The organism is Pseudomonas sp. ZY71 (assembly GCF_036542145.1).
In the GTDB taxonomy this organism is placed as follows: Bacteria; Pseudomonadota; Gammaproteobacteria; order Pseudomonadales; family Pseudomonadaceae; genus Aquipseudomonas; species Aquipseudomonas koreensis_A.
In genome coordinates, this window is sequence record NZ_CP144274.1 from 5,632,814 (window position 1) to 5,659,002 (window position 26,189).

Here is a 26,189-nt window from a genome sequence, read left to right on the forward strand (position 1 = left end):
AATATCTGGAGGTTACTTACCGAGGGAAATCTTCGGCGCCCACGTCAGCCACTCATCCTCAAACTTGTCGAACAGCGGGAACGTCTGCTCAGCCCGCGCCGGGTTACCCATGCGCTCGCCATCCGGCGTGGCGAAAGCAATCCCACCCTGAATCGCCGTCTCCAGCGACTCGGTGCGCACTGTCAGCCCATTGAACAAACCGATATCAAACCCGACACCACTGGTATTCCAGAAGCGGCTACCGCTACGCACCAACGGCGCATATTTCGGCTCGATCAGAATGTGTACCAACACACGATCGGCGGTCTGGCCCAGCTCATAACCGGTGACTTTACCCACGGTAATTTCGCGATACGTCACCGGCACACCCGGCTTCAGCGAACCACGACGGGCCGCGCTCAACACCAGACTCAGCCCTGCCTCCTGCTTGGTCACTTCCGGCGCATTCGCCAGCGCGACGAAGTTCTTCTGCGGGCCGAGGTTCTTCGCCGCCGGTTGCACTTCGATGTACTGCCCGGTCACCAGGGTTTCCAGATTGGCAGTCTTGATCAGGCCCAACTCAGGCTTGACCACCCAGAATTGGCTGCCGACTCGGGCGATCTTCTCTGGCACTTCGGTGATGCGCGCCGTGAGGATGACCGACTGCAAGTCATCGGTCAGATCAACACTTTCAATCTTGCCGACATCCAGTCCCTTGAAGCGCACTGGGGTACCACTGCGCAGACCATCAGCGCGATCGACTTTGATCGTCACCACCGTGCCTTTCTGATTCGCCTCATCATGGTTGGCGAACAGGCGGAAACGCGGAATACGTTTCTGCAGCGGCGCCTTGGCTTGCGGTGTCTCGAAGGCGATGCCACCGGCCATCAGGGTCTGCAGCGACTCACTCTTGACTTGAATGCCACCGGTCAGTCCGCCGGTCAACGTGATGCCACTGACATTCCAAAAGCGCGTGGAGGCGTTGACCAGGTTTTCGTATTCCTTATCGATGTGCACGCCAATGACCAATTGCTTCTTAGTCTTGGAGAACTGATAGCTCTGCACCGAACCGACCTTGACCTGTTTGTACAAAATTGGACTGCCCACATCGATCGAGCCGAGGACATCGGTGAACAGCACCAGGTGCAAGCCCGGTGAGCGCAGATCCAGCGGCGGCGCCTTTGGCCGGGCCTCGAATTCGCGTTTCGGTGCCGCACCTTTATCGCCCGGGCGTACGGCGATGTAGTTACCCTTCACCAAGGCTTCCAGACCGGTGATCCCTGCCAGAGAAATCGACGGTTTAACTACCCAGAACTGCGTGCCATCGACCAGATAGTCCTCAGCCAATGGATCGAGGGTGAGCTCGGCTGTGGCGCTGTTCAGGTCAGGATCAACCTTCAGCGCCTTCATGTTGCCGACTTGAATGCCTTTGTACATCACCGGTGTGCGGCCGGCCTGCAGTCCTTCGAAGTCGCTGAGTTTGACCTTTACGCGAATCCCGGCAGCCGCAGCGTCGAAGTCCTCATAGAGACGGAACGGCAGGCTTGGATCGGTCGGCGGGCTGTCCTTGCGGTTCTCTGGTGTAGCGAAAGCGATACCGCCGGCGACGATGCTGGCCAGCGATTCGCTGCGCACTTTCACGCCGGACAGGTTGGCGTCGATGCTGATGCCGCTGGCGTTCCAGAAACGCGTGTGTTTGCGCACCAGTTTGGCGTAAGTCGGCTCGATGAAGACTTTCAGTTCTACTGTGCTTTGATCTTCCGAGAGCAGGTAGCTTTTGACCTGGCCGACTTTGATCTGCTTGTAGAACACCGGGCTGCCACGGCTCAACGAGCCAAGACGATCAGCCTTGATGGTCAGATGCAGGCCAGGTTTGGCGTCGGACAGCGGCGGCTCTTCGGAGAGTGCCTTGAACTTGCGCACAGGCTCACCTTCGCCGGGGCTGATAGCGACATAATTACCCGAGACCAATGTCTCCAGCCCAGTAATACCAGCCAGGGTGACGCTCGGTTTGACCAGCCAGAAGCGCGTGCTGGTCTTGAGGTATTGCTCAACGTCTTTATTCATCTCGACGGTGGCGATGACGCCTTTGGAGTTACCCTCATCGTCGAGTTTGAGCGCCTTGACCTTACCGACCGACATGCCCTTGTACATGACCTCGGTCTTGTTGGCCTGGATGCCTTCGCCACTCTCGAAGCGGATCTGGATCTCGATACCGGTTTCGGAATAGGCGCGCCAGCCGAGCCAGCCACCGATGATCAGCGCGATCAGAGGCAGAACCCAAATGGCAGACCAGTTCGAAGCCGGTCGGGTTTTCGCTACGGGCAAATCAGTCATGGTCGTCGTCCGACTCCGTGTTATCCCAAATCAGTCGGGGATCGAAAGTTACTGCGGCGAGCATCGTCAGAATCACCACACTGGCGAAGGCGATGGCGCCAAGATTGGCTTCGACACTGGCAAGCCGGCCGAAGTTGACGACCGCCACGAGAATGGCGATCACAAATATATCGAGCATCGACCAGCGGCCAATGAACTCGATAAAACGGTACATCCAGATGCGCTGACGAGCGGATAACGGCTGGCGTCGTTGCACCGAAAACAACAGCAGCGCGATACCCACCAGTTTGAAGGTGGGCACGAGAATACTGGCGATAAACACCACGGCGGCGATCGGAATCATGCCGTGCTGCACCAGTTGGATCACCCCGGACATGATGGTGCTCGGATCACCCTGCCCCAAAGAACTGACAGTCATGATCGGCAAGACATTGGCCGGAATGTAGATGATTGCCGCCGTGATCAGCAGCGCCCAGGTGCGCGCGAGGCTGTTCGGACGCCGGGCGTGAACCAGCGCACCGCAACGGCTGCAGGTTTGCTCGTCCGCGTCGGCTTCCTGTTTGTTCAATTCGTGGCATTCGGTACACACCAGAATGCCCGCATCAATCGCCCGCATGAGCGTCCTCTCCTGATAACGCCTGCCAGATCTGATGCGGTGACATCACCACTTCCAGCCAGACCTGTACCAATAGCAATCCAATGAAACAGGCCAGGCCAAGGCCTACGGTGATGGCTGCCATGTCCGCCAGTTTGACGATCGCCACCAGTACCCCCATGAGGTAAACCTCGAGCATTCCCCAGTCTTTGAGGTGGTGGTAAATGCGATAGAGCAGCAAGCCATAGCTGCGTCCGGCATTGAAGCGAATCGTCAGCAAAACGAATAACTGGCACAGCAACTTGAGCAGCGGTATGGCCATGCTGCACAGGAATACGACAATCGAAACGCCCTGCATGTCCGTATTGAACAGGCCGAGTACGCCGCTCCAGACCGTATCCTGCGAAGATTGTCCGAGGATATTGAGTTGCATGATGGGTAAAAAGTTTGCCGGGATGTACAGCAATAATGCTGCGATCACCAAGGCAAGGCTGCGCTGCACCACGTTATGACGGTGAGCGTACAGTTCGTAACCGCAGCGAGGACAGAGCGCTTTCTCTCCGTGAGCAAGTGTTGGCTTGCGCAAGAGCAGGTCGCACTCGTGACAGGCCACCAAGTCTTCCAGCGGTAAATCTGACAGCCCGGGGGCGTCAACCGACTCTGACATAAAGGCTCTGGCTCCGAATAAGGTGGGGCTATTCTAGTGTTCTGATTCGAAAATAACTGTGCAAATTTGTTCGCTACCGCGAGCAAAAAACTTTCCTGCGGGCAAAACAAAACCCCAACTGCTTTCGCAATTGGGGTTTCGGAATTTAATCTTGACGATGACCTACTCTCACATGGGGAAACCCCACACTACCATCGGCGATGCATCGTTTCACTGCTGAGTTCGGGATGGGATCAGGTGGTTCCAACGCTCTATGGTCGTCAAGAAATTCGGGTACTGAGTCGTGACCAGATGGCCTCGCTTCAGCAAATCGGGTATGTGACAGCTTTCGGTGTTTGTGAACATCGAACTTTCGGTTCGTTTCGTCTTCACACACCGCAACTTGGCCTTTCGACGCAAATTGCTTGGGTGTTATATGGTCAAGCCTCACGGGCAATTAGTATTGGTTAGCTCAACGCCTCACAGCGCTTACACACCCAACCTATCAACGTCGTAGTCTTCGACGGCCCTTCAGGGAACTCAAGGTTCCAGTGAGATCTCATCTTGAGGCAAGTTTCCCGCTTAGATGCTTTCAGCGGTTATCTTTCCCGAACATAGCTACCCGGCAATGCCACTGGCGTGACAACCGGAACACCAGAGGTTCGTCCACTCCGGTCCTCTCGTACTAGGAGCAGCCCCTCTCAAATCTCAAACGTCCACGGCAGATAGGGACCGAACTGTCTCACGACGTTCTAAACCCAGCTCGCGTACCACTTTAAATGGCGAACAGCCATACCCTTGGGACCGGCTTCAGCCCCAGGATGTGATGAGCCGACATCGAGGTGCCAAACACCGCCGTCGATATGAACTCTTGGGCGGTATCAGCCTGTTATCCCCGGAGTACCTTTTATCCGTTGAGCGATGGCCCTTCCATACAGAACCACCGGATCACTAAGACCTACTTTCGTACCTGCTCGACGTGTCTGTCTCGCAGTCAAGCGCGCTTTTGCCTTTATACTCTACGACCGATTTCCGACCGGTCTGAGCGCACCTTCGTACTCCTCCGTTACTCTTTAGGAGGAGACCGCCCCAGTCAAACTACCCACCATACACTGTCCTCGATCCGGATAACGGACCTGAGTTAGAACCTCAAAGTTGCCAGGGTGGTATTTCAAGGATGGCTCCACGCGAACTGGCGTCCACGCTTCAAAGCCTCCCACCTATCCTACACAAGCAAATTCAAAGTCCAGTGCAAAGCTATAGTAAAGGTTCACGGGGTCTTTCCGTCTAGCCGCGGATACACTGCATCTTCACAGCGATTTCAATTTCACTGAGTCTCGGGTGGAGACAGCGCCGCCATCGTTACGCCATTCGTGCAGGTCGGAACTTACCCGACAAGGAATTTCGCTACCTTAGGACCGTTATAGTTACGGCCGCCGTTTACCGGGGCTTCGATCAAGAGCTTCGCGTTAGCTAACCCCATCAATTAACCTTCCGGCACCGGGCAGGCGTCACACCCTATACGTCCACTTTCGTGTTTGCAGAGTGCTGTGTTTTTAATAAACAGTCGCAGCGGCCTGGTATCTTCGACCGGCATGAGCTTACGGAGCAAGTCCTTCACCCTCACCGGCGCACCTTCTCCCGAAGTTACGGTGCCATTTTGCCTAGTTCCTTCACCCGAGTTCTCTCAAGCGCCTTGGTATTCTCTACCCAACCACCTGTGTCGGTTTGGGGTACGGTTCCTGGTTACCTGAAGCTTAGAAGCTTTTCTTGGAAGCATGGCATCAACCACTTCGTGTTCTAAAAGAACACTCGTCATCAGCTCTCGGCCTTAAGATCCCGGATTTACCTAAGATCTCAGCCTACCACCTTAAACTTGGACAACCAACGCCAAGCTGGCCTAGCCTTCTCCGTCCCTCCATCGCAATAACCAGAAGTACAGGAATATTAACCTGTTTTCCATCGACTACGCTTTTCAGCCTCGCCTTAGGGACCGACTAACCCTGCGTCGATTAACGTTGCGCAGGAAACCTTGGTCTTTCGGCGTGGGTGTTTTTCACACCCATTGTCGTTACTCATGTCAGCATTCGCACTTCTGATACCTCCAGCAAGCTTCTCAACTCACCTTCACAGGCTTACAGAACGCTCCTCTACCGCATCATCAGAAGATGATACCCGTAGCTTCGGTGTATGGTTTGAGCCCCGTTACATCTTCCGCGCAGGCCGACTCGACTAGTGAGCTATTACGCTTTCTTTAAAGGGTGGCTGCTTCTAAGCCAACCTCCTAGCTGTCTAAGCCTTCCCACATCGTTTCCCACTTAACCATAACTTTGGGACCTTAGCTGACGGTCTGGGTTGTTTCCCTTTTCACGACGGACGTTAGCACCCGCCGTGTGTCTCCCATGCTCGGCACTTGTAGGTATTCGGAGTTTGCATCGGTTTGGTAAGTCGGGATGACCCCCTAGCCGAAACAGTGCTCTACCCCCTACAGTGATACATGAGGCGCTACCTAAATAGCTTTCGAGGAGAACCAGCTATCTCCGAGCTTGATTAGCCTTTCACTCCGATCCACAGGTCATCCGCTAACTTTTCAACGGTAGTCGGTTCGGTCCTCCAGTTAGTGTTACCCAACCTTCAACCTGCCCATGGATAGATCGCCCGGTTTCGGGTCTATTCCCAGCGACTAGACGCCCTATTAAGACTCGCTTTCGCTACGCCTCCCCTATTCGGTTAAGCTCGCCACTGAAAATAAGTCGCTGACCCATTATACAAAAGGTACGCAGTCACAGAACAAAGTCTGCTCCCACTGCTTGTACGCATACGGTTTCAGGATCTATTTCACTCCCCTCTCCGGGGTTCTTTTCGCCTTTCCCTCACGGTACTAGTTCACTATCGGTCAGTCAGTAGTATTTAGCCTTGGAGGATGGTCCCCCCATATTCAGACAAAGTTTCTCGTGCTCCGTCCTACTCGATTTCATGACTAAGAGATTTTCGCGTACAGGGCTATCACCCACTATGGCCGCACTTTCCAGAGCGTTCCGCTAATCTCAAAGCCACTTAAGGGCTAGTCCCCGTTCGCTCGCCACTACTAAGGGAATCTCGGTTGATTTCTTTTCCTCAGGGTACTTAGATGTTTCAGTTCCCCTGGTTCGCCTCTTGCACCTATGTATTCAGTACAAGATAACCATCTTATGATGGCTGGGTTCCCCCATTCAGACATCTCCGGATCAAAGTCTGTTTGCCGACTCCCCGAAGCTTTTCGCAGGCTACCACGTCTTTCATCGCCTCTGACTGCCAAGGCATCCACCGTATGCGCTTCTTCACTTGACCATATAACCCCAAGCAATCTGGTTATACTGTGAAGACGACATTCGCCGAAAATTCGAATTTCTCAATTAAGAGAACTCACAAATTTTACCTTAGCCTGATCCGTTACCAGTGAAAGTAACGTTCAGTCTATCTTTCTATCACATACCCAAATTTTTAAAGAACGAACTAGTCAAAGACTAGAAATCAACATTCACCATCACAACAATGGAATGCTCATTTCTAAGCTTTATACAAGAGAAGCAGTAGTGGTGGAGCCAAGCGGGATCGAACCGCTGACCTCCTGCGTGCAAGGCAGGCGCTCTCCCAGCTGAGCTATGGCCCCGTATTTCTACAGGCGTTTCCCACACAAAATTGGTGGGTCTGGGCAGATTCGAACTGCCGACCTCACCCTTATCAGGGGTGCGCTCTAACCAACTGAGCTACAGACCCAATTTCGAGCTACTAAGGCCGACCTCACCCTGCTCTTAACCACAAAGCATGGGGTACGCTCTAACCAACTCAGCTACAAACCGATACAGGCTGCTTCTTTCGTCTTCTTCAATGAATCAAGCAATTCGTGTGGGAACTTATGGAGCAGCTGATGTCGTCGATTAAGGAGGTGATCCAGCCGCAGGTTCCCCTACGGCTACCTTGTTACGACTTCACCCCAGTCATGAATCACACCGTGGTAACCGTCCTCCCGAAGGTTAGACTAGCTACTTCTGGTGCAACCCACTCCCATGGTGTGACGGGCGGTGTGTACAAGGCCCGGGAACGTATTCACCGTGACATTCTGATTCACGATTACTAGCGATTCCGACTTCACGCAGTCGAGTTGCAGACTGCGATCCGGACTACGATCGGTTTTATGGGATTAGCTCCACCTCGCGGCTTGGCAACCCTTTGTACCGACCATTGTAGCACGTGTGTAGCCCAGGCCGTAAGGGCCATGATGACTTGACGTCATCCCCACCTTCCTCCGGTTTGTCACCGGCAGTCTCCTTAGAGTGCCCACCATTACGTGCTGGTAACTAAGGACAAGGGTTGCGCTCGTTACGGGACTTAACCCAACATCTCACGACACGAGCTGACGACAGCCATGCAGCACCTGTCTCAATGTTCCCGAAGGCACCAATCCATCTCTGGAAAGTTCATTGGATGTCAAGGCCTGGTAAGGTTCTTCGCGTTGCTTCGAATTAAACCACATGCTCCACCGCTTGTGCGGGCCCCCGTCAATTCATTTGAGTTTTAACCTTGCGGCCGTACTCCCCAGGCGGTCAACTTAATGCGTTAGCTGCGCCACTAAGAGCTCAAGGCTCCCAACGGCTAGTTGACATCGTTTACGGCGTGGACTACCAGGGTATCTAATCCTGTTTGCTCCCCACGCTTTCGCACCTCAGTGTCAGTATCAGTCCAGGTGGTCGCCTTCGCCACTGGTGTTCCTTCCTATATCTACGCATTTCACCGCTACACAGGAAATTCCACCACCCTCTACCATACTCTAGCTCGACAGTTTTGAATGCAGTTCCCAGGTTGAGCCCGGGGATTTCACATCCAACTTAACGAACCACCTACGCGCGCTTTACGCCCAGTAATTCCGATTAACGCTTGCACCCTCTGTATTACCGCGGCTGCTGGCACAGAGTTAGCCGGTGCTTATTCTGTCGGTAACGTCAAAATTGCAGAGTATTAATCTACAACCCTTCCTCCCAACTTAAAGTGCTTTACAATCCGAAGACCTTCTTCACACACGCGGCATGGCTGGATCAGGCTTTCGCCCATTGTCCAATATTCCCCACTGCTGCCTCCCGTAGGAGTCTGGACCGTGTCTCAGTTCCAGTGTGACTGATCATCCTCTCAGACCAGTTACGGATCGTCGCCTTGGTGAGCCATTACCTCACCAACTAGCTAATCCGACCTAGGCTCATCTGATAGCGCAAGGCCCGAAGGTCCCCTGCTTTCTCCCGTAGGACGTATGCGGTATTAGCGTTCCTTTCGAAACGTTGTCCCCCACTACCAGGCAGATTCCTAGGCATTACTCACCCGTCCGCCGCTGAATTCAGGAGCAAGCTCCTGTCATCCGCTCGACTTGCATGTGTTAGGCCTGCCGCCAGCGTTCAATCTGAGCCATGATCAAACTCTTCAGTTCAAACATCTTTGGGTTTTTAAGAAACCCTAAACTTGGCTCAGCAATCGTTGGTTACATCTTTGATTTCTCGCGGAGTAACTTGCGATGCTGATAATCTTGTTGACTATCAGTCTGACCCCACAAGCACCCACACGAATTGCTTGATTCAGTTGTTAAAGAGCGGTTGGTTAAGATCTTTCGTCTCAACCGAGGCGCGCATTCTACAGCAGCCTCATTTGCTGTCAAGTGATTATTTTCAGAAGTTTTCGAAGAATTCTTCAACAACTTCAACCACTTGCGCTTCCGATCTCTCGTCAGCGGGAGGCGAATTCTACAGCGTTACACGCTGCTGTCAACACCTCTTTTTCAACTTCCTTTCGGCTTCGATGAACTGAAGCAACCCGCTGCCGAAACCTACATAACTCTTTGAATCTCAAGGAGTTTTCCGTTTCGACTGCGCCGGAAGTGGGGCGAATTATAGACATCTGAAATCTGCCGTCAACCGTTAATTTCGCTTTTCTTGCAAAACCTGCTTTTTAGCCAGCAAACGCGGGATACGACGCATCACTGGCGGGATACGCAGCAGCAGAAGCACTGCGCCTATAAAGGCATAGATCGCCCACTCCTCGAGATCAGCACGCACGATCCACAACATATGCAGTAGACCCAAGCCCAGAATCACGTAAACCAGACGATGCAGCTTCTTCCAGCGCGAACCCAAACGACGCTGACTGTAGCGATTCGACGTCAGCGCCAGCGCCAACAATCCGAGAAAGCCCAACGCCCCCACTATTATGTAGGGCCGCTTGCGCAACTCGACCGTCAGCTGCGACCAATCGAAACCCAGAATAAACGCCATATAGCTACACAGATGCAAAACCACGTAGGCAAGACACCAGAGCCCCAACTGACGGCGCACTGCAATCCACCCTGCCCAGCCGGTGAGCTTCTGCATAGGCGTCATGCTCAGAGTGATCAGTAACAACACCAACGTCCCCAAGCCCAGCCGATCCACCAACACCTTGCCGGGATCCGGCCCGAGTAAATCCTCGAGAGCCTGATACAGCCACAGCATCGGCCAGATAGCCGCCGCAATGAAAACGCCTATACGCCAGAACGGAAATCGCATCAGTAGTTCTTCCGCAGATCGAGCCCTGTATATAAAGAAGCGACTTCATCCGAATAGCCGTTGAACATCTGCGTATCACGCACGTTGGGCTTGAACAGGCTGTTCGGCAAACGCCGCTCCCGAGCCTGGGTCCAGCGTGGGTGATCAACCGTTGGATTCACGTTCGCATAGAACCCGTACTCATCTGCCGCAATGCTTTGCCAGGTTGTTTTCGGCTGCTCGCTGACCAGACTGATACGCACGATGGATTTGACACTCTTGAAGCCATACTTCCACGGCACCACCAAACGCAGTGGCGCGCCATTCTGATTCGGCAGCTCTCGGCCATACATACCCACCGCCAGAATCGCCAATGGATTCATCGCCTCATCCAGTCGCAAGCCTTCTACATAAGGCCAGTCGATCAAGGCAAAACCCGAGCGCTGCCCGGGCATGCTCTTGGGATCCTGCAAGGTTTCAAAGCGAATGTATTTGGCTTTGGACGTTGGCTCGACCTGCTTGAGCAGCGCCGAGATCGGAAAGCCAATCCACGGAATCACCATCGACCACGCCTCGACACAGCGCAAACGATAGATACGCTCTTCCAACTGGTAAGGCTTCATGAAGTCTTCCAGCGCATAGCGCCCTGGCTTACCCACCTCCCCGTCGATCACTACGCTCCACGGTTCGGTTTTCAGTGAGCCGGCATTAGCTGCCGGATCACCCTTGTCGGTTCCGAACTCATAGAAGTTGTTGTAGTGGGTGGCATCTTTATAAGGCGTGATTGCCTCATCCTTGACGTTGACTGCTCCCCATTTAGTAGAGGACAGCTTGTCGTTAAACCAGGCAGGCGCTTTGCCCGGCTCGACATCGGCATACCGCGATGCATCCTCGGCATTGGCCCAGCGTGGCAGGCTGCTGACGGCGATACCGGCAGCAGTGGCCCCCAATAATTGGCGGCGAGAGAGATAAATGGCTTCAGGCGTGACATCCGACTCATGGCAGTCGGACGCTTTGGGGACTTTGATCAACATGGCAACTCCGCAGGCTTTGGAGGACTGATGCACCCATAGACTGCGGAGTATGCGGGAAATTACATCACTCGGCTTTTTTGTGCCGACGAAGATGCAACAGGTACTGCACCGGGCCAGAAGCGGCGTAGGCGAGGAACACCAGCAGCAGAATGCGCGGTGGATCGCTGAAGACCACGGCGAACACCAGCACGACAGCAAGGATCGCCACGAACGGCACGCGGCCCTTCAGGTCCAGCTCCTTAAAGCTGTTGTACTTGATGTTGCTGACCATCAGCATGCCGGCCGCCGCAACCATCAGCGCGACCAGGAACGACATCTTCGAACCCTGAATGCCGTAATCGCTGAACGCCCAGACAATCCCCGCGACCACACCGGCTGCAGCCGGACTGGCCAGACCGATGAAGTAACGCTTGTCAGCCGTACCCACCTGAGTATTGAAGCGCGCCAGACGCAACGCCGCGCCCGCTACATAGATGAAGGCGACCATCCAGCCAACCTTGCCCATATCACCCAACGCCCAGCCGAACGCCAGCAGCGCCGGGGCAACACCGAACGCAACCATGTCCGACAGCGAGTCGTACTCGGCACCGAAGGCACTTTGCGTGTTGGTCATGCGCGCCACGCGACCGTCGAGACCGTCGAGCACCATGGCGACGAAGATCGCGATCGCGGCGAACGCGAAGTACTTGCTCGCATTGGCCGAGTCGCCAGCACTTAGAGCAGCCTGAGCGCTCATGGAGTTGATGATGGAGTAAAACCCTGCGAACAGGTTCGCAGTGGTGAACAGATTCGGCAGCAGATAGATACCACGATGCCGGACTTTACGACCTTCTGCGTCGTGCCCTTCTTCGATGTGTTCATCGATGGGCAGCAGGCTTTCGGCGTCAGAAGCCTTGTTCGGCTCTTCGGGACGTTCGCTCATGGACATTACCTTGCAACGGTTTGGAGAAATTTCGACAGGTGCTTGAGGACGACAGTTCGGCCACAAACGCTGCAGCTTTATACCAGAACCACAGCCCCAAACGAAAAAACGCGGCCGAGGCCGCGTTTTTTCATACAAGGGACAACGACTTAGTTTTTGGCTTTGTCGACGATCTTGTTGGCACCGATCCACGGCATCATGGAGCGCAGTTGCTCGCCGATGACTTCGATGCCGTGAGCGGCGTTGTTACGACGCTTGGCGGTCATCGAAGGGTAGCCGGTTGCGCCTTCGCTGATGAACATTTTGGCGTATTCGCCGTCCTGAATACGTTTCAGGGCGTTGCGCATGGCCTGACGGGACTCGGCGTTGATCACTTCCGGGCCAGTCACGTACTCGCCGTACTCAGCGTTGTTGGAGATCGAGTAGTTCATGTTGGCGATACCGCCTTCGTACATGAGGTCAACGATCAGCTTCAGTTCGTGCAGGCACTCGAAGTAGGCCATTTCCGGCGCGTAGCCAGCTTCAACCAGGGTTTCGAAACCGGCTTTGACCAGTTCAACGGTACCGCCGCACAGTACGGCTTGTTCGCCGAACAGGTCGGTTTCGGTCTCGTCCTTGAAAGTGGTTTCGATGATGCCGGTACGACCGCCGCCAACACCGGCAGCATAGGACAGTGCAACGTTTTTGGCGTTGCCCGAGGCGTCCTGGTAGATCGCGATCAGGTCAGGGATACCGCCGCCTTTGACGAACTCGGAGCGTACGGTGTGGCCTGGTGCTTTCGGCGCGATCATGATCACGTCGAGGTCGGCACGCGGCACAACCTGGTTGTAGTGGATCGCGAAGCCGTGGGAGAAGGCCAGGGTGGCGCCTTTCTTGATGTTCGGCTCGATTTCATTCTTGTACAGCGAGGACTGGAACTCGTCCGGGGTCAGGATCATGACCAGGTCGGCGGCAGCAACAGCGGAAGCAACGTCGGTCACTTTCAGGCCGTGAGCTTCAGCTTTGGCAACGGTGGCCGAACCTTTACGCAGACCAACGGTAACGTCGACACCGGAGTCTTTCAGGTTGCACGCTTGGGCGTGGCCCTGGGAACCGTAACCGATGATGGCAACTTTCTTGCCCTGGATGATCGACAGGTCGCAGTCTTTATCGTAGAAAACTTTCATGAATTTCCCCTTTATATCCAGGCCGTTCAGGCCATTCGCTAATTTGGTTTAGATGCTGAGTACTTTGTCGCCGCGGGCAATGCCGGTCACGCCGCTACGGACGGTTTCCAGAATCGATGCGGTGCCGATGGACTGAATGAAGCTGTCGAGCTTGTCGCTGGTACCGGTCAATTGAACGGTATACACGCTGGCACTGACATCGACGATCTGTCCACGGTAAATATCGGTGGTGCGTTTGATCTCGGCGCGCTGGGCGCCAGTGGCCTTGACCTTGACCAGCATCAGCTCGCGCTCGATGTGAGCACTTTCCGAGAGGTCCACCAGCTTGACCACTTCGATCAGCTTGTTCAGGTTTTTGGTGATCTGCTCGATGACTTCATCGTGGCCCACAGTGGTCAGCGTCAGACGCGACAGGGTCGGGTCTTCGGTCGGGGCCACAGTCAGGCTTTCGATGTTGTAGTTGCGCTGCGAGAACAGGCCAACTACGCGAGACAAAGCGCCGGGTTCGTTTTCCAGAAGCAAGGAAATAATGTGCCGCATGATTAAGTACGCTCCGTCTTGCTCAGCCACATATCGCGCATCGAGCCGTCTTTGATCTGCATCGGATAGACGTGCTCGCTGGTGTCGACCGAAATATCGATCACGACCAGGCGATCCTTCATGGCGAACGCTTCTGCCATCTTCGACTTCAAATCTTTCGATTCGGTGATGCGTACGCCGACGTGGCCGTAGGCTTCAGCCAGCTTGACGAAGTCAGGCAGCGATTCCATGTAGGAGTGCGAGTGACGGCTGCCGTAGCTCATGTCCTGCCACTGACGCACCATCCCCAGAACACCGTTGTTGAGGATGACGATTTTGACTGGCAAGCCATATTGCAGGCAGGTCGACAGTTCCTGGATGTTCATCTGGATACTGCCTTCGCCGGTGACGCAGGCAACGTCGTCATCCGGGAAGCTCAACTTGATGCCCATGGCCGCCGGGAAACCGAAGCCCATGGTGCCCAGACCACCGGAGTTGATCCAGCGATTCGGCTTGTTGAACGTGTAGTACTGCGCCGCGAACATCTGGTGCTGGCCCACGTCGGAAGTGATGAAGGCATCGCCCTTGGTCACTTCGCAGAGGGTTTCGATCACGGTCTGCGGCTTGATCAGGCTGCCGTCGCCCTTTTCATAAGGGAACAGGCCGCGATCACCGCGCCATTCATCCACCTGCTTCCACCAACTGGCCACCGACTCCTTGTTCGGGGTCTCGCCGATTTCCTTGAGGATCGCAACCATTTCGGTCAGGACGCTCTCGACCGGACCAACGATTGGCACGTCGGCCTTGATGGTCTTGGAAATCGAAGCCGGGTCGATGTCGATGTGGATGATCTTGGCGTTCGGGCAGAACTTCGCCGGGCCGTTGATCACGCGATCGTCGAAACGCGCGCCGACCGCGAGGATCACGTCAGCATGGTGCATCGCCAGGTTGGCGGTGTAGCTGCCGTGCATGCCGAGCATGCCGATGAACTGACGATCAGTGCCAGGGAAACCGCCCAGGCCCATCAACGTATTGGTCACCGGCAGGTTGAGCATTTTCGCCAGTTCGGTCAGCGGTGCGGAACCGTTGCCGAGGATGACGCCGCCACCGGAGTACATGACCGGACGCTTGGCCGCCAGGAGCATTTCTGCTGCCTTGCGGATTTGCCCGGAGTGACCGCGAACGGCCGGGCTGTAGGAACGCAGCTTGGCTTTCTTCGGGAAGATGTATTCGAACTTCTCGGCCGGGTTGGTCATGTCTTTCGGGATATCGACCACGACCGGGCCCGGACGACCGGATTGCGCCAGGTAGAAGGCCTTCTTCATGACTTCCGGGATTTCCGAAGCGTGCTTGATCATGAAGCTGTGCTTCACGATCGGCCGGGAGATACCGATCATGTCGGTTTCCTGGAACGCGTCGGTGCCGACCATGGTGCTTGGCACCTGACCGGAAATGATCACCATTGGAATCGAGTCCATATAGGCGGTCGCGATACCGGTGATGGCGTTTGTGGCGCCAGGACCGGACGTCACCAATACCACGCCGGCTTTACCGGTGGCACGGGCATAACCGTCAGCCATATGGGTTGCCGCTTGTTCATGACGAACCAGGATGTGAGTCACTTCCGGTTCTTTGAACAGGGCATCGTAAACATGCAGGAGAGCACCACCCGGGTACCCGTAGATATATTTGACGCCTTCGTCACGCAAAAAGCGGACGAGCATCTCACCGCCAGATAAAAGCTCCACGTTGTTCACCTCTAAAACGCCAGAATACCGTCCACAAAAAAGGGGCGGGTCTTAATAGGTTTACTTCTCGGCAGAGCATGAGCGACGGTGGTCGCCGACTACGTCAGCACTGACTGAGCAAGTATTGGGATCGTCCCAAGTGTTGCGGGCCTTTCCCACCCAGCGCGAGGTAACGCGTTGCGGGTGTAACAGGTCGGCGCGGATGTGCGCCTCATGATCTACCGAGTGGGTCTGCTTCTGGCAGTCCCTCTACAGCGGACTTTGGATTCTTCTGTTTCGCCCTCTCCAAGTCAAGTCGTCTGTGTGGTTAATTGTGGGTAAGCACATGAGAACGCAAGAAAAAACCTGAAAACCGCTACTCTGTTAGTGTCAATTGCGCAATTTTGCCAAGGAATCAGCATGCGAACGCTCCTCCTCACTCTGCTGATCGGCCTCAGCCCGTGGTGTATGGCCGCTCAAATCTATAAATGGGTCGATGCTCAAGGCGTCACGCACTTTGATGCGCAGCCGCCGCAGGGTCAGCCATCGACGACAATGCAGACGCCCTCCTCGCCTCCGCCGAAACCGGCGGCAATGCCGGGCAGCGGTGTGCTGGGTGATCAGAAGGCTATCGATGACAAGGTGAAGCAGCAGGTTGCGGATCAGCAGGCGCAGCTCAAACAGTTTTGCCAGCAGGCACGGACGAACCTTGCGCAATTGCAGAACAATCCGCGCTTGCGGGAAGAGGTCGAGGGGCAGATGCGCCGGCTGGATGATGCACAGCGTCAGGAGCGCATTGTCGAGGCTCAGAAGCAGATAGCCGAGAATTGCCAATAGGCATCTGCAGGACTGTAGGAGCTGTCGAGTGAAACGAGGCTGCGATCTTTTGACTTTGAAGATCAAAAGATCGCAGCCTTCGGCAGCTCCTACACAGACTCGGTATCAGCGCGAGGCAGTGATCAGCAGGTCAAACTCTTTGAGCAGCACCTGAAGCTGACGGTCCTTGCCCTGCAGGTTGCGCTGGGCGAAGACCATTTCAGCCATTTCCTGAATACCCGAGGCATTCGGCAATGGCAGATCCTGTTCGAGGATCATCTTCATGCGCGGCAGGAAGATCCATTGCAACCACTGCTCGAAGTCCAGTGTATCGACCGAGAACGGCTCGACACTGCTCAGCGCTTCGGCCGACGGCGAAACTTCGTCCCACCAACCCTGAGTGCGCAGTTCACGCTCGATCAGCAACAGCTGATCAGCAATTTTCGGGAAACGGGCATCCATCACAGCGAAACCTTGGCCTTCTGACGGGCCTGAGCGGCGCCGGCGGAATCGCCTTGTTTCTCGCGGGACTGAGCGATGATTTCCCACAGGTTGGCTTGCAGGTCCGGGCGACCGTTGGCCATGGTCAGCGCACGACGGGCGAACTGCTCGGCTTGCGGCGCATCGCCTTGAGCCATACGCACTTGCGCCAGGCGATAAAGCACTTGCGGTTCACGCGGAGCGACACGCTGGGCTCGCTCAAGGCTGGACGATGCACCGTTGAGGTCGCCGCCGGCCTGTTGCTGCTGCGCAGTGGTCAGCAAAGCGAGTACCGGACCGTCCAGTTGCTCATCGGCCGACAGACCGCCGCCACTGCTCGCCGAAGGAATGCCGCTCGGCGTCGATGGCATGCTGTAGCTGCCGGAGTTGATCGGCGCAGACTCAGCCGGCGAAGGGTTGTACGGCCCCGACGTGATACCGCCGGATGCCGGCCCAGGCACGATTGGCGAAGCGCTGATCGGTGTCGACACGGCAGCGCCGCCGCCCGGCACCATCACCACCACGCCAGTGTCACCTTGCGGAATCGCCTGAGTCTGGCCCTGCGCAGGGCGCTTGACCGTCGTTTGGCGGAAACCGCCATTGGCCGAAATACGTTCGCTGTTGGACACCGCAGTACCGGAATCAACCACCGGAATCGAACCACGCTGTACGGTAGAGCAGCCGCTGAGCAAAGCCACGGCGGTCACCGCTGGAATCAACCACTTGTTCACTTGAAACCCTCTTTGCTTAATTCATCCAGCCCTTGACCCAATCCATCACCGACTCGCCGGAAGCAGGCGTTTCGCTTGCACAGGCAGCGCCGGGTGGCGGTTCGCTGCCGCGAATATACGGCATCTGCACCGCCCCCGGGCAGTTGGCATCAGAGCCCTGCCCGGTACGCGAATCGACCCACGCCTGCACGACGTTGTCCGGCTGCGGCATGTCCAACGGCAGCGGATCGGCCTTGCGCATGAAACTGGTCCAGACCTGCAGCGCACCGGTCGCACCGGTGAACGGCGTCTTGCCATTGTCATCGCGGCCCAGCCAGACCACCGCCAGCAAGTCCTGACTGAAACCGGCAAACCAGCTGTCACGCGAATCGTTACTGGTACCGGTCTTGCCCGCCAGCGTCAGGGTCTTCGGCAAGACGTTATAAACCGAGCTGCCGGTACCTTCACGCATCACGCGCTGCATGGCGTTCTGGATCAGATAGATGGACGCCGGATCGAAACGCTGCTCGATCTGGAACGGATAACGTTTGAGCGGCTCGCCCTCGGCAGTCAGCACGCTGCGAATCCCACGCATCGGCGTATTGAAACCACCGTTGGCGAGGGTCTGGTACATGGTCGCCACTTCGATCGGGGTCATGCCGCCGGCGCCGAGCAACATCGACGGGAAGGCCGGGAACTCGCGCGTTACACCCAGACGCCCCAAGGTCTTGAGCACGTTAGGCACGCCGACTTCCAGACCCAGACGCGAAGTCGACAGGTTGTAGGAATGCGCCAGACCCTGATAGAGGAACACGGTGCCGTGGGAGCGGCGGTCATAGTTCTGCGGTTTCCACACCTGACCGTTTGCGCCTTTGACCGACAACGGATCGTCCGATAGCCAACTGGTCAGGGTGTACTGGCTCGGTTTTTCCAGCGCAGTCAGATAAACCGCAGGCTTGATCAACGAGCCGATCGGTCGCACCGCATCCAGCGCACGGTTGAAACCGGCGTAACTGGCCTGACGGCTGCCGATCATCGCCTGGACTTCGCCGGTTTCCGGATTGGTCACGACCATCGCCGCTTCCACATCATCGGAGCCTTTGCGCCCGGACAGACGCTTAAAGGTGTCGTTGACCGACGCCTCGGCCTTCATCTGCAGAATCGGATCGAAACTGGTAAAGATGCGCAGGCCTTCTTCGGTCAAGTCTTCGTCGCGGTAGTCTTCACGCAACTGGCGTTTGACCAGATCGATAAAGCCCGGGAACGAGCTGTCGGCAAGCTTGCCGCGCGTCGTCACACCCAGCGGCATTTTTTTCGCCGCTTCGACCTGTTCGGCCGTTGCCACGCCTTGCTGCTCAAGCACATCGAGCACCAGATTGCGGCGCTCCAGAGCGCGCTCGGGATTGCGACGCGGGTTGTAGTAGGACGGGCCTTTGACCATGCCGACCAGCAACGCCACCTGGTGCAGTTTCAGCTCGGACAACGGCTGACCGAAGAAGAACTGGCTGGCCAGACCGAAACCGTGCACCGCACGCTGACCGTCCTGCCCGACGAAGACTTCGTTGAGGTAGGCCTCAAGGATTTCCTTCTTGTCGTAATGCAGTTCGAGCAGCATCGCCATCATTGCTTCGGTGAGCTTGCGGGTCAGGCTGCGTTCGTTGGTCAGGTAGAAGTTTTTCACCAACTGCTGGGTCAGCGTACTGCCGCCCTGGGTCATCTTGCCGCCCGAGGTGTTGACCCAGATAGCGCGGGCAATCGACTTCGGCGACACGCCCCAGTGACTGTAGTAATCGCGGTCTTCGACAGCGACCAGAGTTTCAAGCAGGTACGGCGGCACCTGATCGAGCTTGATCAGAATGCGGTCTTCGAGATTTTTCGGATAAATCCCGCCGATCATCAGCGGCTCGAGGCGCACAACGGACAATTTCGAACCGTTGGTCGCCGACAGCTCAGCCACATAATCGCCAGAGAAACGCACACGCACCGGCTGCGGTTTTTCCAGGCCTTCATAAAACTGGAAGCCACGGGTATTCAGATCGACAGTATTGCCGCTGACGGCCGCTGCACCGGGGCCATTGCTCACGGCTTCGCGGCGATAGCCGAGGGCATCGAGTTCGGTAAGGAAATCGTCCTTGCTGAGCTTTTGTCCGACGAACAGCTCGAGCGGGCGCGCGTAAACCTTCGCCGGAATGGTCCAGCGCTTGCCGGAGAACTTCTCCTGCACCACGGCATCGAGGTAAACGGCGAAGCCGGCCAGCACGACAAGGCCGACCAGACTGAGTTTAATGGCCCAGCTCAACCATGGGCTAAGGCCCTTGGAGGGTGGTTTTTTCTTGGTACGGGGGGATCGAGTTCGAGTCATGGCGGCGGATTATACGCACTTTATTCATCCTCAACAGGAGCGCTCCGAGGTTTGCGTCAGGCTGGCGAGCGGCCATAATGGCCGCCTCGAATTTCCCCCAGTCTCTGAAGGATCGCCCGTGAGCCAGTCACTGATCGCTGCCCTGCAAAACCCGGCCCTCTACCCGCACCCTGTCGAAGGGTTTCAGGTCATCGAAACGCATATCTCGTGGGTGATCCTCACCGGCCCGTTCGCTTATAAAGTGAAGAAGCCGGTGAATTTCGGCTTCCTCGACTTCACCGGTCTCGACTCGCGCGCGCATTTCTGTGCTGAAGAGCTGCGTCTGAACCAGCGTCTGACTGATGATTTGTATCTGGAAGTGTTGCCAGTGACCGGCAGCGTTGAAGCACCGCAACTGGGCGGCGACGGCGCGGCGATCGAATATGTGCTGAAAATGCGCCAGTTCCCGCAGAGCGGTTTGCTCAGCACCCTGCAAGCCAACGGCGAGCTGACCACCCAGCACATCGACGAGATGGCCGAGCAGATTGCGCGCTTCCACCTCGCCGCGCCAAAAGTCCCGGCTGAACACGACGCCGGCACCCCGGACAGCGTGATGGCGCCGGTCTCACAAAACTTTGAGCAGATCCTGCCGTTCCTCAGCGACAAAAACGATCTGCTGCAACTCGACGCATTGAAAGCCTGGGCCGAAAGCAGCTTCGAACGTCTCAAGCCGTTGTTCGCCCAACGCAAGGTCGAAGGCTTTACCCGTGAATGCCACGGCGATATCCACTTGGGCAACGCCACCGTCATCGACGGCAAAGTGGTGATCTTCGACTGCATCGAGTTCAACGAACCGTTCCGCTTCACTGACGTCTGGGCCGACACCGGTTTCCTCGCGATGGATCTGGAAGACCGCGGCCTGAAATCCCTGGCGCGCCGCTTCATCAGCCAATACCTGGAACTGACTGGCGACTATCAGGGCCTGGAAGTGCTGAACTTCTATAAAGCCTACCGCGCACTGGTTCGCGCCAAGGTTGCGCTGTTCAGCATGCCGGCGGACGCGACTCCGGTGCAGCGCGCCACCACCCTGCGCCAGTACCGCAACTACGCCAACCTGGCGGAAAGCTACAGCACCATTCCGTCGCGCTTCATGGCGATTACCCACGGCGTTTCCGCTGTCGGCAAGAGCCACGTGGCCATGCGTCTGGTCGAAGCGCTGGGCGCGATTCGCCTGCGTTCGGACGTAGAACGCAAGCGTCTGTTCGGCGAGCAAACCGTCGCCAACGACGTGCAGGCCGGCATTTACAGTGCCGATGCCAGCGTCGCGACCTACGCGCGCCTGCATGAAATCGCTGAAGTGATCCTGCACGCCGGTTTCCCGGTGGTGATCGATGCGACTTATCTGAAGCGCGAACAACGCGACAACGCGGCAAAAATTGCCGAAGCCACCGGCACACCGTTCCTGATCCTCGACTGCAACGCGCCGCAAGCGGTGATCGAGAGCTGGCTGGCGATTCGTCAGGCGGACAAACAGGATCCGTCCGACGCTACGCTGGCCGTGATCGAAGCGCAGCAGGCCAACCGCGAAGCGCTGACGCCGGAAGAAATCCTGCGCAGCAAACGCGTGCAGACCAATGAGTCCGGCACGCTGGACACCGTGGTTGCGCAGATTCGTCAGCGCCTGCCAGGCCTGTAAGAAACTATTTCGGCCGTGAAGCCCTCGCTTGCTTCACGGCCGCCAAATAGTGGCACTATACTGGCGTCATAAAACCAACGGTGATATGACATGAGCCAGCCGAAACTTCTCGACACCCCGCTGTATGCCTTGCTGCACAAAGATGACATCACAGGTTTCAACAAGGAGCGTCCACAGGACGGCCCGATCGACATGGTCGGCGGCGATTTCCGTGGTCTCGATCTGCGCGAACTGAACGCCGATGGCGTGGATTTCCGGGACGCGTACTTCCGTTCCGCCGATTTACGTGGCATCGATTTCCGTAAAGCATCGCTGGAAGGTGCAAGCCTGGCTCACGCACAGATTTCCGGGGCGTATTTCCCGCCGGAGCTGAGTGCTGACGAAATTCTGATGTCGATGAATTTCGGTACGCGTTTGCGTTATCGCACCCGCTGATCGTCTCATCGCTCCCTGACACAACGCCTTCCCTGTAGGAGTGAGCCTGCTCGCGATAGCGGTTTAAAATTCAACACATGTGTGCCTGCCAGTCCGCTATCGCGAGCAGGCTCACTCCTACATTGATTTGTGTTCCCCCCTCCTCATCTGCGTTCGCAGGCCGTTCAAGCGCCCTTTCTTAGAAGCGTTTGCGTTGAATCCGACCAAACAACCACGCTTTTCCTACTGATGGCTACACTCCTGAGAAGCTCGCCCACGCACCATTCGGCCGTCGCAAGGAGGCTTGATGAATGATGAACTGCAACACCTGAAGAATCTTGGCAAGACGTCGGCGCAGTGGCTGCATGCCGTGGGCATCCACAGCGCCTCGGACTTGCGTCGCCTGGGCGCGGTGGACGCCTACCGGGCCGTGCGTACCCGCGGGTTTCGCGCATCGAAGGTGTTGTTGTATGCGATCGAAGGCGCGCTGATGGATGTGCACTGGAACGACATCCCCGCCGAACGCAAGGATGCCCTGAACAAGCAGCTTGAAGCCATTTCCTCGCGCCACAAGAACTGAACGGGCATAGACCGTCATGTATTTACTGGGGGAACAATCGGCTCACGTCGATGCCTTGATCAACCGTTTGCAGAGCTTGCCCTCGCTGTGGCTGCGCGATCTGTTGCCTTGCGGGCCGGTTCTGCAACTTGACGCGACGGACGATCTGATACCGCAGTTACCCGCTGATCAGTTGTTTCTGCTCAATGACGGTGTGATCAATGGCTGCATCGGAACCCGGCCACTGTTTTATTGGCAGGAGGGCGATGTGATCGGCCTTCAGCAGGGAGACGACTGGGCGGATTGCCGCTTATGCAGTGAGGGCACGTTACGTTTGACGCCATATCGACGTCCGGAAGTCTTCCAGCATTTATTTGCTGACTCTCGTCGGGCAGAACAGTTTCTCGAGTATCTGCTGGGGCAAATGGCAATCCTCGCCCATGCCGTCGCGGAGCTGAAACCGCGCGAGTTTCGCAGCACCAATGGCTTCAAGCGGGTCGAGGCGGGTGAAACGCTGATCAGGCAGGGTGACGCGGCTGACCATGTATTCGTAATTATCGAGGGGCATGCCGAAGCATTTGTAGACGGGCAGAAGGTTGGCGACGTGGCCAAGGACGAGATTTTCGGGGCCATGGCCGTGTTCACTGGCGAGCCGCGCAATGCCACGGTCATTGCTCGAGAGCCGAGTACCGTGATGCTGATTCCCGGTGAGCAATTCTTGAGCATGACCCGCACCAATCCGAAGATCGCCCACAGCCTGATCGAGAGCATGGCGCGGCGGATCGGCCAATTGAACAAGCAAGTGACCCAATTGAGCGCAAACAGAAGCTGACGCCATGTCCTTTGTTTCCGGGCCATTACGGCCATTTCCAAGACTAAATCAAAGAAATGAGAAAACAGTTGTTGACGCGCTAATGAGAATCGCTATGATTATCACAACTGGTCGCGAGATCAGTCGATATTCTGAAAAGCCCTTGGTTCGGACTCTCAGATTATCTCCTCATCAGGCTAATCACGGTTATTTGACCCGGTTTTTACCGGGTCTTTTTTTGCCTGTGGAAAAGTCATTTGCCGAACTGTTTGCGCATCTGCTCGCAGTAATCCTGTTTTGGTGTTGCAGGCGTATACCAAACGTAGTCGGCCATCGTGGCGGTCACTTCGGCGCCCTGCTCTGCCAGCATCAGCACTGTCGGAGTCTCTGTGGCGCCCAAATCCACAACATGCAGCGGCACGCCAACATCCTTGCGCGCATGCCACGCGCCAGCCAGCAAGATTGAAGGTCTGGGCGCTGCCAGCAGACGCTCAGCCATACGCCGATCACGTTGTTGCTGAACAGCGAGCATTGCCGGCATCTGTGATTCGGGCAACAGGCCACAGTGGGAATCGCTGATCTGTTCCAACAACAGCGTTTTCACCGACTCGGCATTGCTGCGCTCCCCCTTCAACACGGGCGAATTGCGATAGAAAGCGCGGATTTCGGCGTTGGTCAGATTCGCCGCCAGCACTGGATACGATTGCGTGAAAGCGAAACGGACAATGGGCCCGTAGAGATTCCAGTCCCAGCCATCCTGCCAGGCCAATGCGCCAGGGAGGTCAGCGGGTGGCGTTGTCGTCTGCCGCACTAGATCAACGCGAGGCTGCTGATCCGGCGCGAGCATTTCCAGGAGCAGGCTACCTTGCGGCCGCTGCTCACCGAGTGAGCGCAACAACCACAATTGCGCTGCGTGATGGTCGGCATTGTCATGCTGCTCGCCGATGATCAACCGCTCAGGCACAGCCAAGCGCTTCAACAACTGCTGCGCCGTCAGCACTTCACCGCTGTGCAGATCGCGAATCTCGCCACTGACCGGCGGTGGCGCCACAGCATGCTGACACCCCGCAAGCAACACCACCGCCAACAGCCACAACACACGCATGCCATCACCTCGATGTTCAGTCAGCGGGCGATGATCAGCGGATGCCCACGCTCCGGGTGCGGCTGCACCAACACTTCGAGACCGAATACGGCCTGGAGCGTGTCCGGTCGCAAAACCTGCTGCGGTGTATCCAGCGCCACCGGACGCCCGCCTTCCAGCAGCAGAATGCGATCACAATAACGCGCCGCCAGATTCAGATCATGCAGGATCACCAACACCGCCGCGCCACGATCGGCAAACTCGCGCACAGCCTGCAGCGTAGTGTGCTGATGCAGCGGATCAAGCATCGACGTCGGCTCATCCAGCAGCAACGTCTGCCCGGCCTGCCCCGGCCAAAGCTGCGCCAGCACCCGAGCCAAATGCACACGCTGACGCTCGCCACCGGACAGCGCCAGATAACTGCGTCCACTCAAGTGCCCGGCATCCGCCGCCGCCAATGCCGCCGCGATGATTTCGTCATCGCGCACCCGCCCGCTTTGCCAAGGCAAGCGGCCCATGCCCACCACTTCTTCGACGCGAAAAGCAAAATCCAGCGTCGACACCTGAGGCAACACCGCCAGTCGTTGCGCACGCTGCGGCCCGGTCCAGTGAGTCAAAGCCTGCCCATCGAGCGAAACCCCGCCCGCGCTCGCCGCCAACTCACCGCACAAGGCGCCCAACAAGGTACTTTTGCCAGCGCCGTTCGGTCCGAGTACGCCGAGCACTTCACCCGGTTCGAGTTGCAGCGTGACATCGCTGAGCACGGTCTTGCGACCTCGGTGGATGTGCAGATTCTGCGCACGCAACATCAGGCACGCCCTCGCAGCAGCAGATAAAGGAAGAACGGCGCACCGATAAACGCGGTGACGATGCCGATCGGCAACTCTGCCGGCGCCAGCGCCAGCCGCGCGACCAGATCAGCCAACAGCAACAGGCTCGCCCCCGCCAGCACCGAGGCCGGCAGCAAGACTTTGTGATCCGGCCCCGCCAGCAAGCGCACCAGATGCGGCACCACCAGGCCGACAAAACCGATCATCCCGGCGGCCGCCACTGCCGCGCCAACCCCCAGCGCCGTGCAGAACACCAGTTCACGCTTGAGCCGTTCGACATCGATGCCCAGATGCCCAGCCTCGGACTCGCCGAGCAGCAAGGCATTCAGCGCTTTCGCCCGACGCGGTAACCACAGCGCGACACCGGCGCTGATGATCAGCAATGGCCAGAGCCGCGCGTAACTGGCGCCATTGAGGCTGCCAAGGTTCCAAAAGGTCAGCGTACGCAGCGTCGCGTCATCCGCCAGATATGTGAACAGCCCGACCGCGGAACTGGCCAGCGCGGTCAGGGCAATGCCAGCGAGCAACATGGTCGCGACATTGGTCTGGCCATTACGGCGGCCGAGGCGATAGACCAGAGCCGTCACACCGAGTCCGCCGAGAAACGCGCAGACCGACAGCAGATACGGCCCGAACCACTCCGGCAGACCGCCAAAAAACGAACCGCCGACAATCGCGATCGCTGCGCCCAATGCCGCGCCGCTGGAAACACCAACCAATCCCGGATCCGCCAACGGATTGCGAAACAAGCCCTGCATCGCCACGCCGGACAACGCCAAGACACCACCGACCGCCAGCCCGAGCAGGGTTCGCGGCAGACGAATCTGCCCGAGGATCAGTTCAGCCTGCTCCAGTCCGTCCGGCTTCAACGGCACGCCGAGCATGCGCAGTGCCGCGCGCAACGTATCGATCAGCGGCAGGCTCACCGGCCCCAACGCCAACGACAGCCAGATCGCCAGCAAACACAGAAGCGTCAGG

General features: G+C 57.0%; 20 protein-coding genes, 2 tRNA genes and 3 rRNA genes. 5 read left to right on the plus strand and 20 right to left on the minus strand.

From position 1 onward, the window contains the following. Positions 1–12: 12 nt before the first annotated feature. The 14 genes from VY732_RS24950 to VY732_RS25015 form a co-directional block, all read right to left on the minus strand. Positions 13–2,316 (minus strand): PqiB family protein, encoded by a 2,304-nt coding sequence (locus VY732_RS24950; RefSeq protein WP_077574544.1) that lies wholly within the window; start codon positions 2,314–2,316, stop codon positions 13–15. Beyond that, positions 2,309–2,932, minus strand: a complete 624-nt coding sequence (locus tag VY732_RS24955; RefSeq protein WP_116031420.1) for a paraquat-inducible protein A — start codon at positions 2,930–2,932, stop codon at positions 2,309–2,311. The genes VY732_RS24950 and VY732_RS24955 overlap by 8 nt, the downstream gene beginning before the upstream one ends. Then, the gene (locus VY732_RS24960; RefSeq protein ID WP_123595849.1) at positions 2,919–3,578 is read right to left on the minus strand and encodes a paraquat-inducible protein A; all 660 of its coding nucleotides are present in this window, start codon (positions 3,576–3,578) and stop codon (positions 2,919–2,921) included. The genes VY732_RS24955 and VY732_RS24960 overlap by 14 nt, the downstream gene beginning before the upstream one ends. Before the next feature lie 149 nt (positions 3,579–3,727). Then, a 5S ribosomal RNA gene (gene rrf / locus VY732_RS24965) occupies positions 3,728–3,843 on the minus strand. 150 nt (positions 3,844–3,993) lie between these two features. Further along, positions 3,994–6,887, minus strand: a 23S ribosomal RNA gene (locus VY732_RS24970). A 246-nt stretch (positions 6,888–7,133) separates the two neighbouring features. Then, positions 7,134–7,209 (minus strand) — tRNA-Ala (locus VY732_RS24975). Between the two features lie 30 nt (positions 7,210–7,239). Continuing rightward, positions 7,240–7,316, minus strand: a tRNA-Ile gene (locus tag VY732_RS24980). Between the two features lie 162 nt (positions 7,317–7,478). Then, positions 7,479–9,015: ribosomal RNA gene (locus VY732_RS24985) — 16S ribosomal RNA — on the minus strand. The 16S, 23S and 5S rRNA genes sit together here with 2 tRNA genes alongside, the layout of an rRNA operon. A gap of 484 nt (positions 9,016–9,499) precedes the next feature. Beyond that, positions 9,500–10,123: a protein-methionine-sulfoxide reductase heme-binding subunit MsrQ gene (gene msrQ / locus VY732_RS24990; RefSeq protein WP_331692173.1), complete on the minus strand. Its 624-nt coding sequence runs from the start codon at positions 10,121–10,123 to the stop codon at positions 9,500–9,502. Continuing rightward, positions 10,123–11,136: a protein-methionine-sulfoxide reductase catalytic subunit MsrP gene (gene msrP, locus VY732_RS24995; protein WP_331692175.1), complete on the minus strand. Its 1,014-nt coding sequence runs from the start codon at positions 11,134–11,136 to the stop codon at positions 10,123–10,125. Before msrP ends, msrQ begins: the two co-directional genes overlap by 1 nt. Before the next feature lie 64 nt (positions 11,137–11,200). Next, complete coding sequence (gene pssA / locus VY732_RS25000; protein ID WP_016983477.1) at positions 11,201–12,058, minus strand: CDP-diacylglycerol--serine O-phosphatidyltransferase; 858 nt, start codon at positions 12,056–12,058, stop codon at positions 11,201–11,203. 149 nt (positions 12,059–12,207) lie between these two features. Continuing rightward, positions 12,208–13,224: a ketol-acid reductoisomerase gene (gene ilvC, locus VY732_RS25005; RefSeq protein ID WP_007909969.1), complete on the minus strand. Its 1,017-nt coding sequence runs from the start codon at positions 13,222–13,224 to the stop codon at positions 12,208–12,210. 48 nt (positions 13,225–13,272) lie between these two features. Next, positions 13,273–13,764 carry an acetolactate synthase small subunit gene (ilvN, locus tag VY732_RS25010; protein WP_003176102.1) on the minus strand — a complete coding sequence of 164 codons (492 nt, stop codon included), beginning with the start codon at positions 13,762–13,764 and terminating at the stop codon, positions 13,273–13,275. Between the two features lie 2 nt (positions 13,765–13,766). Then, positions 13,767–15,491: an acetolactate synthase 3 large subunit gene (locus VY732_RS25015; RefSeq protein WP_077574872.1), complete on the minus strand. Its 1,725-nt coding sequence runs from the start codon at positions 15,489–15,491 to the stop codon at positions 13,767–13,769. A gap of 399 nt (positions 15,492–15,890) precedes the next feature. Here VY732_RS25015 and VY732_RS25020 point away from each other — a divergent pair, with 399 nt between their 5' ends. After that, the gene (locus tag VY732_RS25020) at positions 15,891–16,307 is read left to right on the plus strand and encodes a DUF4124 domain-containing protein (protein ID WP_331692278.1); all 417 of its coding nucleotides are present in this window, start codon (positions 15,891–15,893) and stop codon (positions 16,305–16,307) included. A 105-nt stretch (positions 16,308–16,412) separates the two neighbouring features. Here the strand turns inward: VY732_RS25020 and VY732_RS25025 are convergent, their stop codons facing one another. The 3 genes from VY732_RS25025 to mrcB are packed head-to-tail and all read right to left on the minus strand — an operon-like array spanning position 16,413 to position 19,838. Beyond that, positions 16,413–16,748, minus strand: a complete 336-nt coding sequence (locus VY732_RS25025) for a YqcC family protein (RefSeq protein WP_201231345.1) — start codon at positions 16,746–16,748, stop codon at positions 16,413–16,415. Next, positions 16,748–17,497 carry a hypothetical protein gene (locus tag VY732_RS25030; RefSeq protein ID WP_077574550.1) on the minus strand — a complete coding sequence of 250 codons (750 nt, stop codon included), beginning with the start codon at positions 17,495–17,497 and terminating at the stop codon, positions 16,748–16,750. Before VY732_RS25030 ends, VY732_RS25025 begins: the two co-directional genes overlap by 1 nt. A gap of 16 nt (positions 17,498–17,513) precedes the next feature. Then, positions 17,514–19,838 (minus strand): penicillin-binding protein 1B, encoded by a 2,325-nt coding sequence (gene mrcB, locus VY732_RS25035; RefSeq protein ID WP_137216726.1) that lies wholly within the window; start codon positions 19,836–19,838, stop codon positions 17,514–17,516. Between the two features lie 118 nt (positions 19,839–19,956). Between mrcB and VY732_RS25040 the strand changes: the two genes are divergently transcribed. The 4 genes from VY732_RS25040 (at position 19,957) to VY732_RS25055 (ending at position 23,318) form a co-directional block, all read left to right on the plus strand. Further along, positions 19,957–21,513 carry a bifunctional aminoglycoside phosphotransferase/ATP-binding protein gene (locus VY732_RS25040; RefSeq protein WP_331692280.1) on the plus strand — a complete coding sequence of 519 codons (1,557 nt, stop codon included), beginning with the start codon at positions 19,957–19,959 and terminating at the stop codon, positions 21,511–21,513. 90 nt (positions 21,514–21,603) lie between these two features. After that, positions 21,604–21,948 (plus strand): pentapeptide repeat-containing protein, encoded by a 345-nt coding sequence (locus VY732_RS25045; RefSeq protein ID WP_077574553.1) that lies wholly within the window; start codon positions 21,604–21,606, stop codon positions 21,946–21,948. 286 nt (positions 21,949–22,234) lie between these two features. Further along, entirely contained in the window at positions 22,235–22,507 is a 273-nt protein-coding gene (locus VY732_RS25050) for a TfoX/Sxy family protein (protein WP_003228231.1), read from the plus strand. Between the two features lie 16 nt (positions 22,508–22,523). Then, on the plus strand, positions 22,524–23,318 hold the full coding sequence (locus tag VY732_RS25055) for a Crp/Fnr family transcriptional regulator (protein ID WP_331692283.1): 795 nt from the start codon (positions 22,524–22,526) through the stop codon (positions 23,316–23,318). Between the two features lie 232 nt (positions 23,319–23,550). Here the strand turns inward: VY732_RS25055 and VY732_RS25060 are convergent, their stop codons facing one another. The 3 genes from VY732_RS25060 to VY732_RS25070 are packed head-to-tail and all read right to left on the minus strand — an operon-like array spanning position 23,551 to position 26,173. Further along, on the minus strand, positions 23,551–24,402 hold the full coding sequence (locus VY732_RS25060; RefSeq protein WP_331692284.1) for a ChaN family lipoprotein: 852 nt from the start codon (positions 24,400–24,402) through the stop codon (positions 23,551–23,553). 20 nt (positions 24,403–24,422) lie between these two features. Further along, positions 24,423–25,190, minus strand: a complete 768-nt coding sequence (locus VY732_RS25065; RefSeq protein ID WP_331692285.1) for a heme ABC transporter ATP-binding protein — start codon at positions 25,188–25,190, stop codon at positions 24,423–24,425. After that, positions 25,190–26,173 carry a FecCD family ABC transporter permease gene (locus VY732_RS25070; RefSeq protein WP_331695894.1) on the minus strand — a complete coding sequence of 328 codons (984 nt, stop codon included), beginning with the start codon at positions 26,171–26,173 and terminating at the stop codon, positions 25,190–25,192. Before VY732_RS25070 ends, VY732_RS25065 begins: the two co-directional genes overlap by 1 nt. Positions 26,174–26,189 lie beyond the last annotated feature (16 nt).

Coding starts and splice junctions, on each gene's coding strand:
- VY732_RS24950 (WP_077574544.1), bottom strand. CDS start 2,316: ATGACTGATTTGCCCGTAGCGAAAACCCGACCGGCTTCGAACTGGTCT.
- VY732_RS24955 (WP_116031420.1), bottom strand. CDS start 2,932: ATGCGGGCGATTGATGCGGGCATTCTGGTGTGTACCGAATGCCACGAA.
- VY732_RS24960 (WP_123595849.1), bottom strand. CDS start 3,578: ATGTCAGAGTCGGTTGACGCCCCCGGGCTGTCAGATTTACCGCTGGAA.
- msrQ (WP_331692173.1), bottom strand. CDS start 10,123: ATGCGATTTCCGTTCTGGCGTATAGGCGTTTTCATTGCGGCGGCTATC.
- msrP (WP_331692175.1), bottom strand. CDS start 11,136: ATGTTGATCAAAGTCCCCAAAGCGTCCGACTGCCATGAGTCGGATGTC.
- pssA (WP_016983477.1), bottom strand. CDS start 12,058: ATGAGCGAACGTCCCGAAGAGCCGAACAAGGCTTCTGACGCCGAAAGC.
- ilvC (WP_007909969.1), bottom strand. CDS start 13,224: ATGAAAGTTTTCTACGATAAAGACTGCGACCTGTCGATCATCCAGGGC.
- ilvN (WP_003176102.1), bottom strand. CDS start 13,764: ATGCGGCACATTATTTCCTTGCTTCTGGAAAACGAACCCGGCGCTTTG.
- VY732_RS25020 (WP_331692278.1), top strand. CDS start 15,891: ATGCGAACGCTCCTCCTCACTCTGCTGATCGGCCTCAGCCCGTGGTGT.
- VY732_RS25025 (WP_201231345.1), bottom strand. CDS start 16,748: ATGGATGCCCGTTTCCCGAAAATTGCTGATCAGCTGTTGCTGATCGAG.
- mrcB (WP_137216726.1), bottom strand. CDS start 19,838: ATGACTCGAACTCGATCCCCCCGTACCAAGAAAAAACCACCCTCCAAG.
- VY732_RS25045 (WP_077574553.1), top strand. CDS start 21,604: ATGAGCCAGCCGAAACTTCTCGACACCCCGCTGTATGCCTTGCTGCAC.
- VY732_RS25050 (WP_003228231.1), top strand. CDS start 22,235: ATGAATGATGAACTGCAACACCTGAAGAATCTTGGCAAGACGTCGGCG.
- VY732_RS25055 (WP_331692283.1), top strand. CDS start 22,524: ATGTATTTACTGGGGGAACAATCGGCTCACGTCGATGCCTTGATCAAC.
- VY732_RS25060 (WP_331692284.1), bottom strand. CDS start 24,402: ATGCGTGTGTTGTGGCTGTTGGCGGTGGTGTTGCTTGCGGGGTGTCAG.
- VY732_RS25065 (WP_331692285.1), bottom strand. CDS start 25,190: ATGTTGCGTGCGCAGAATCTGCACATCCACCGAGGTCGCAAGACCGTG.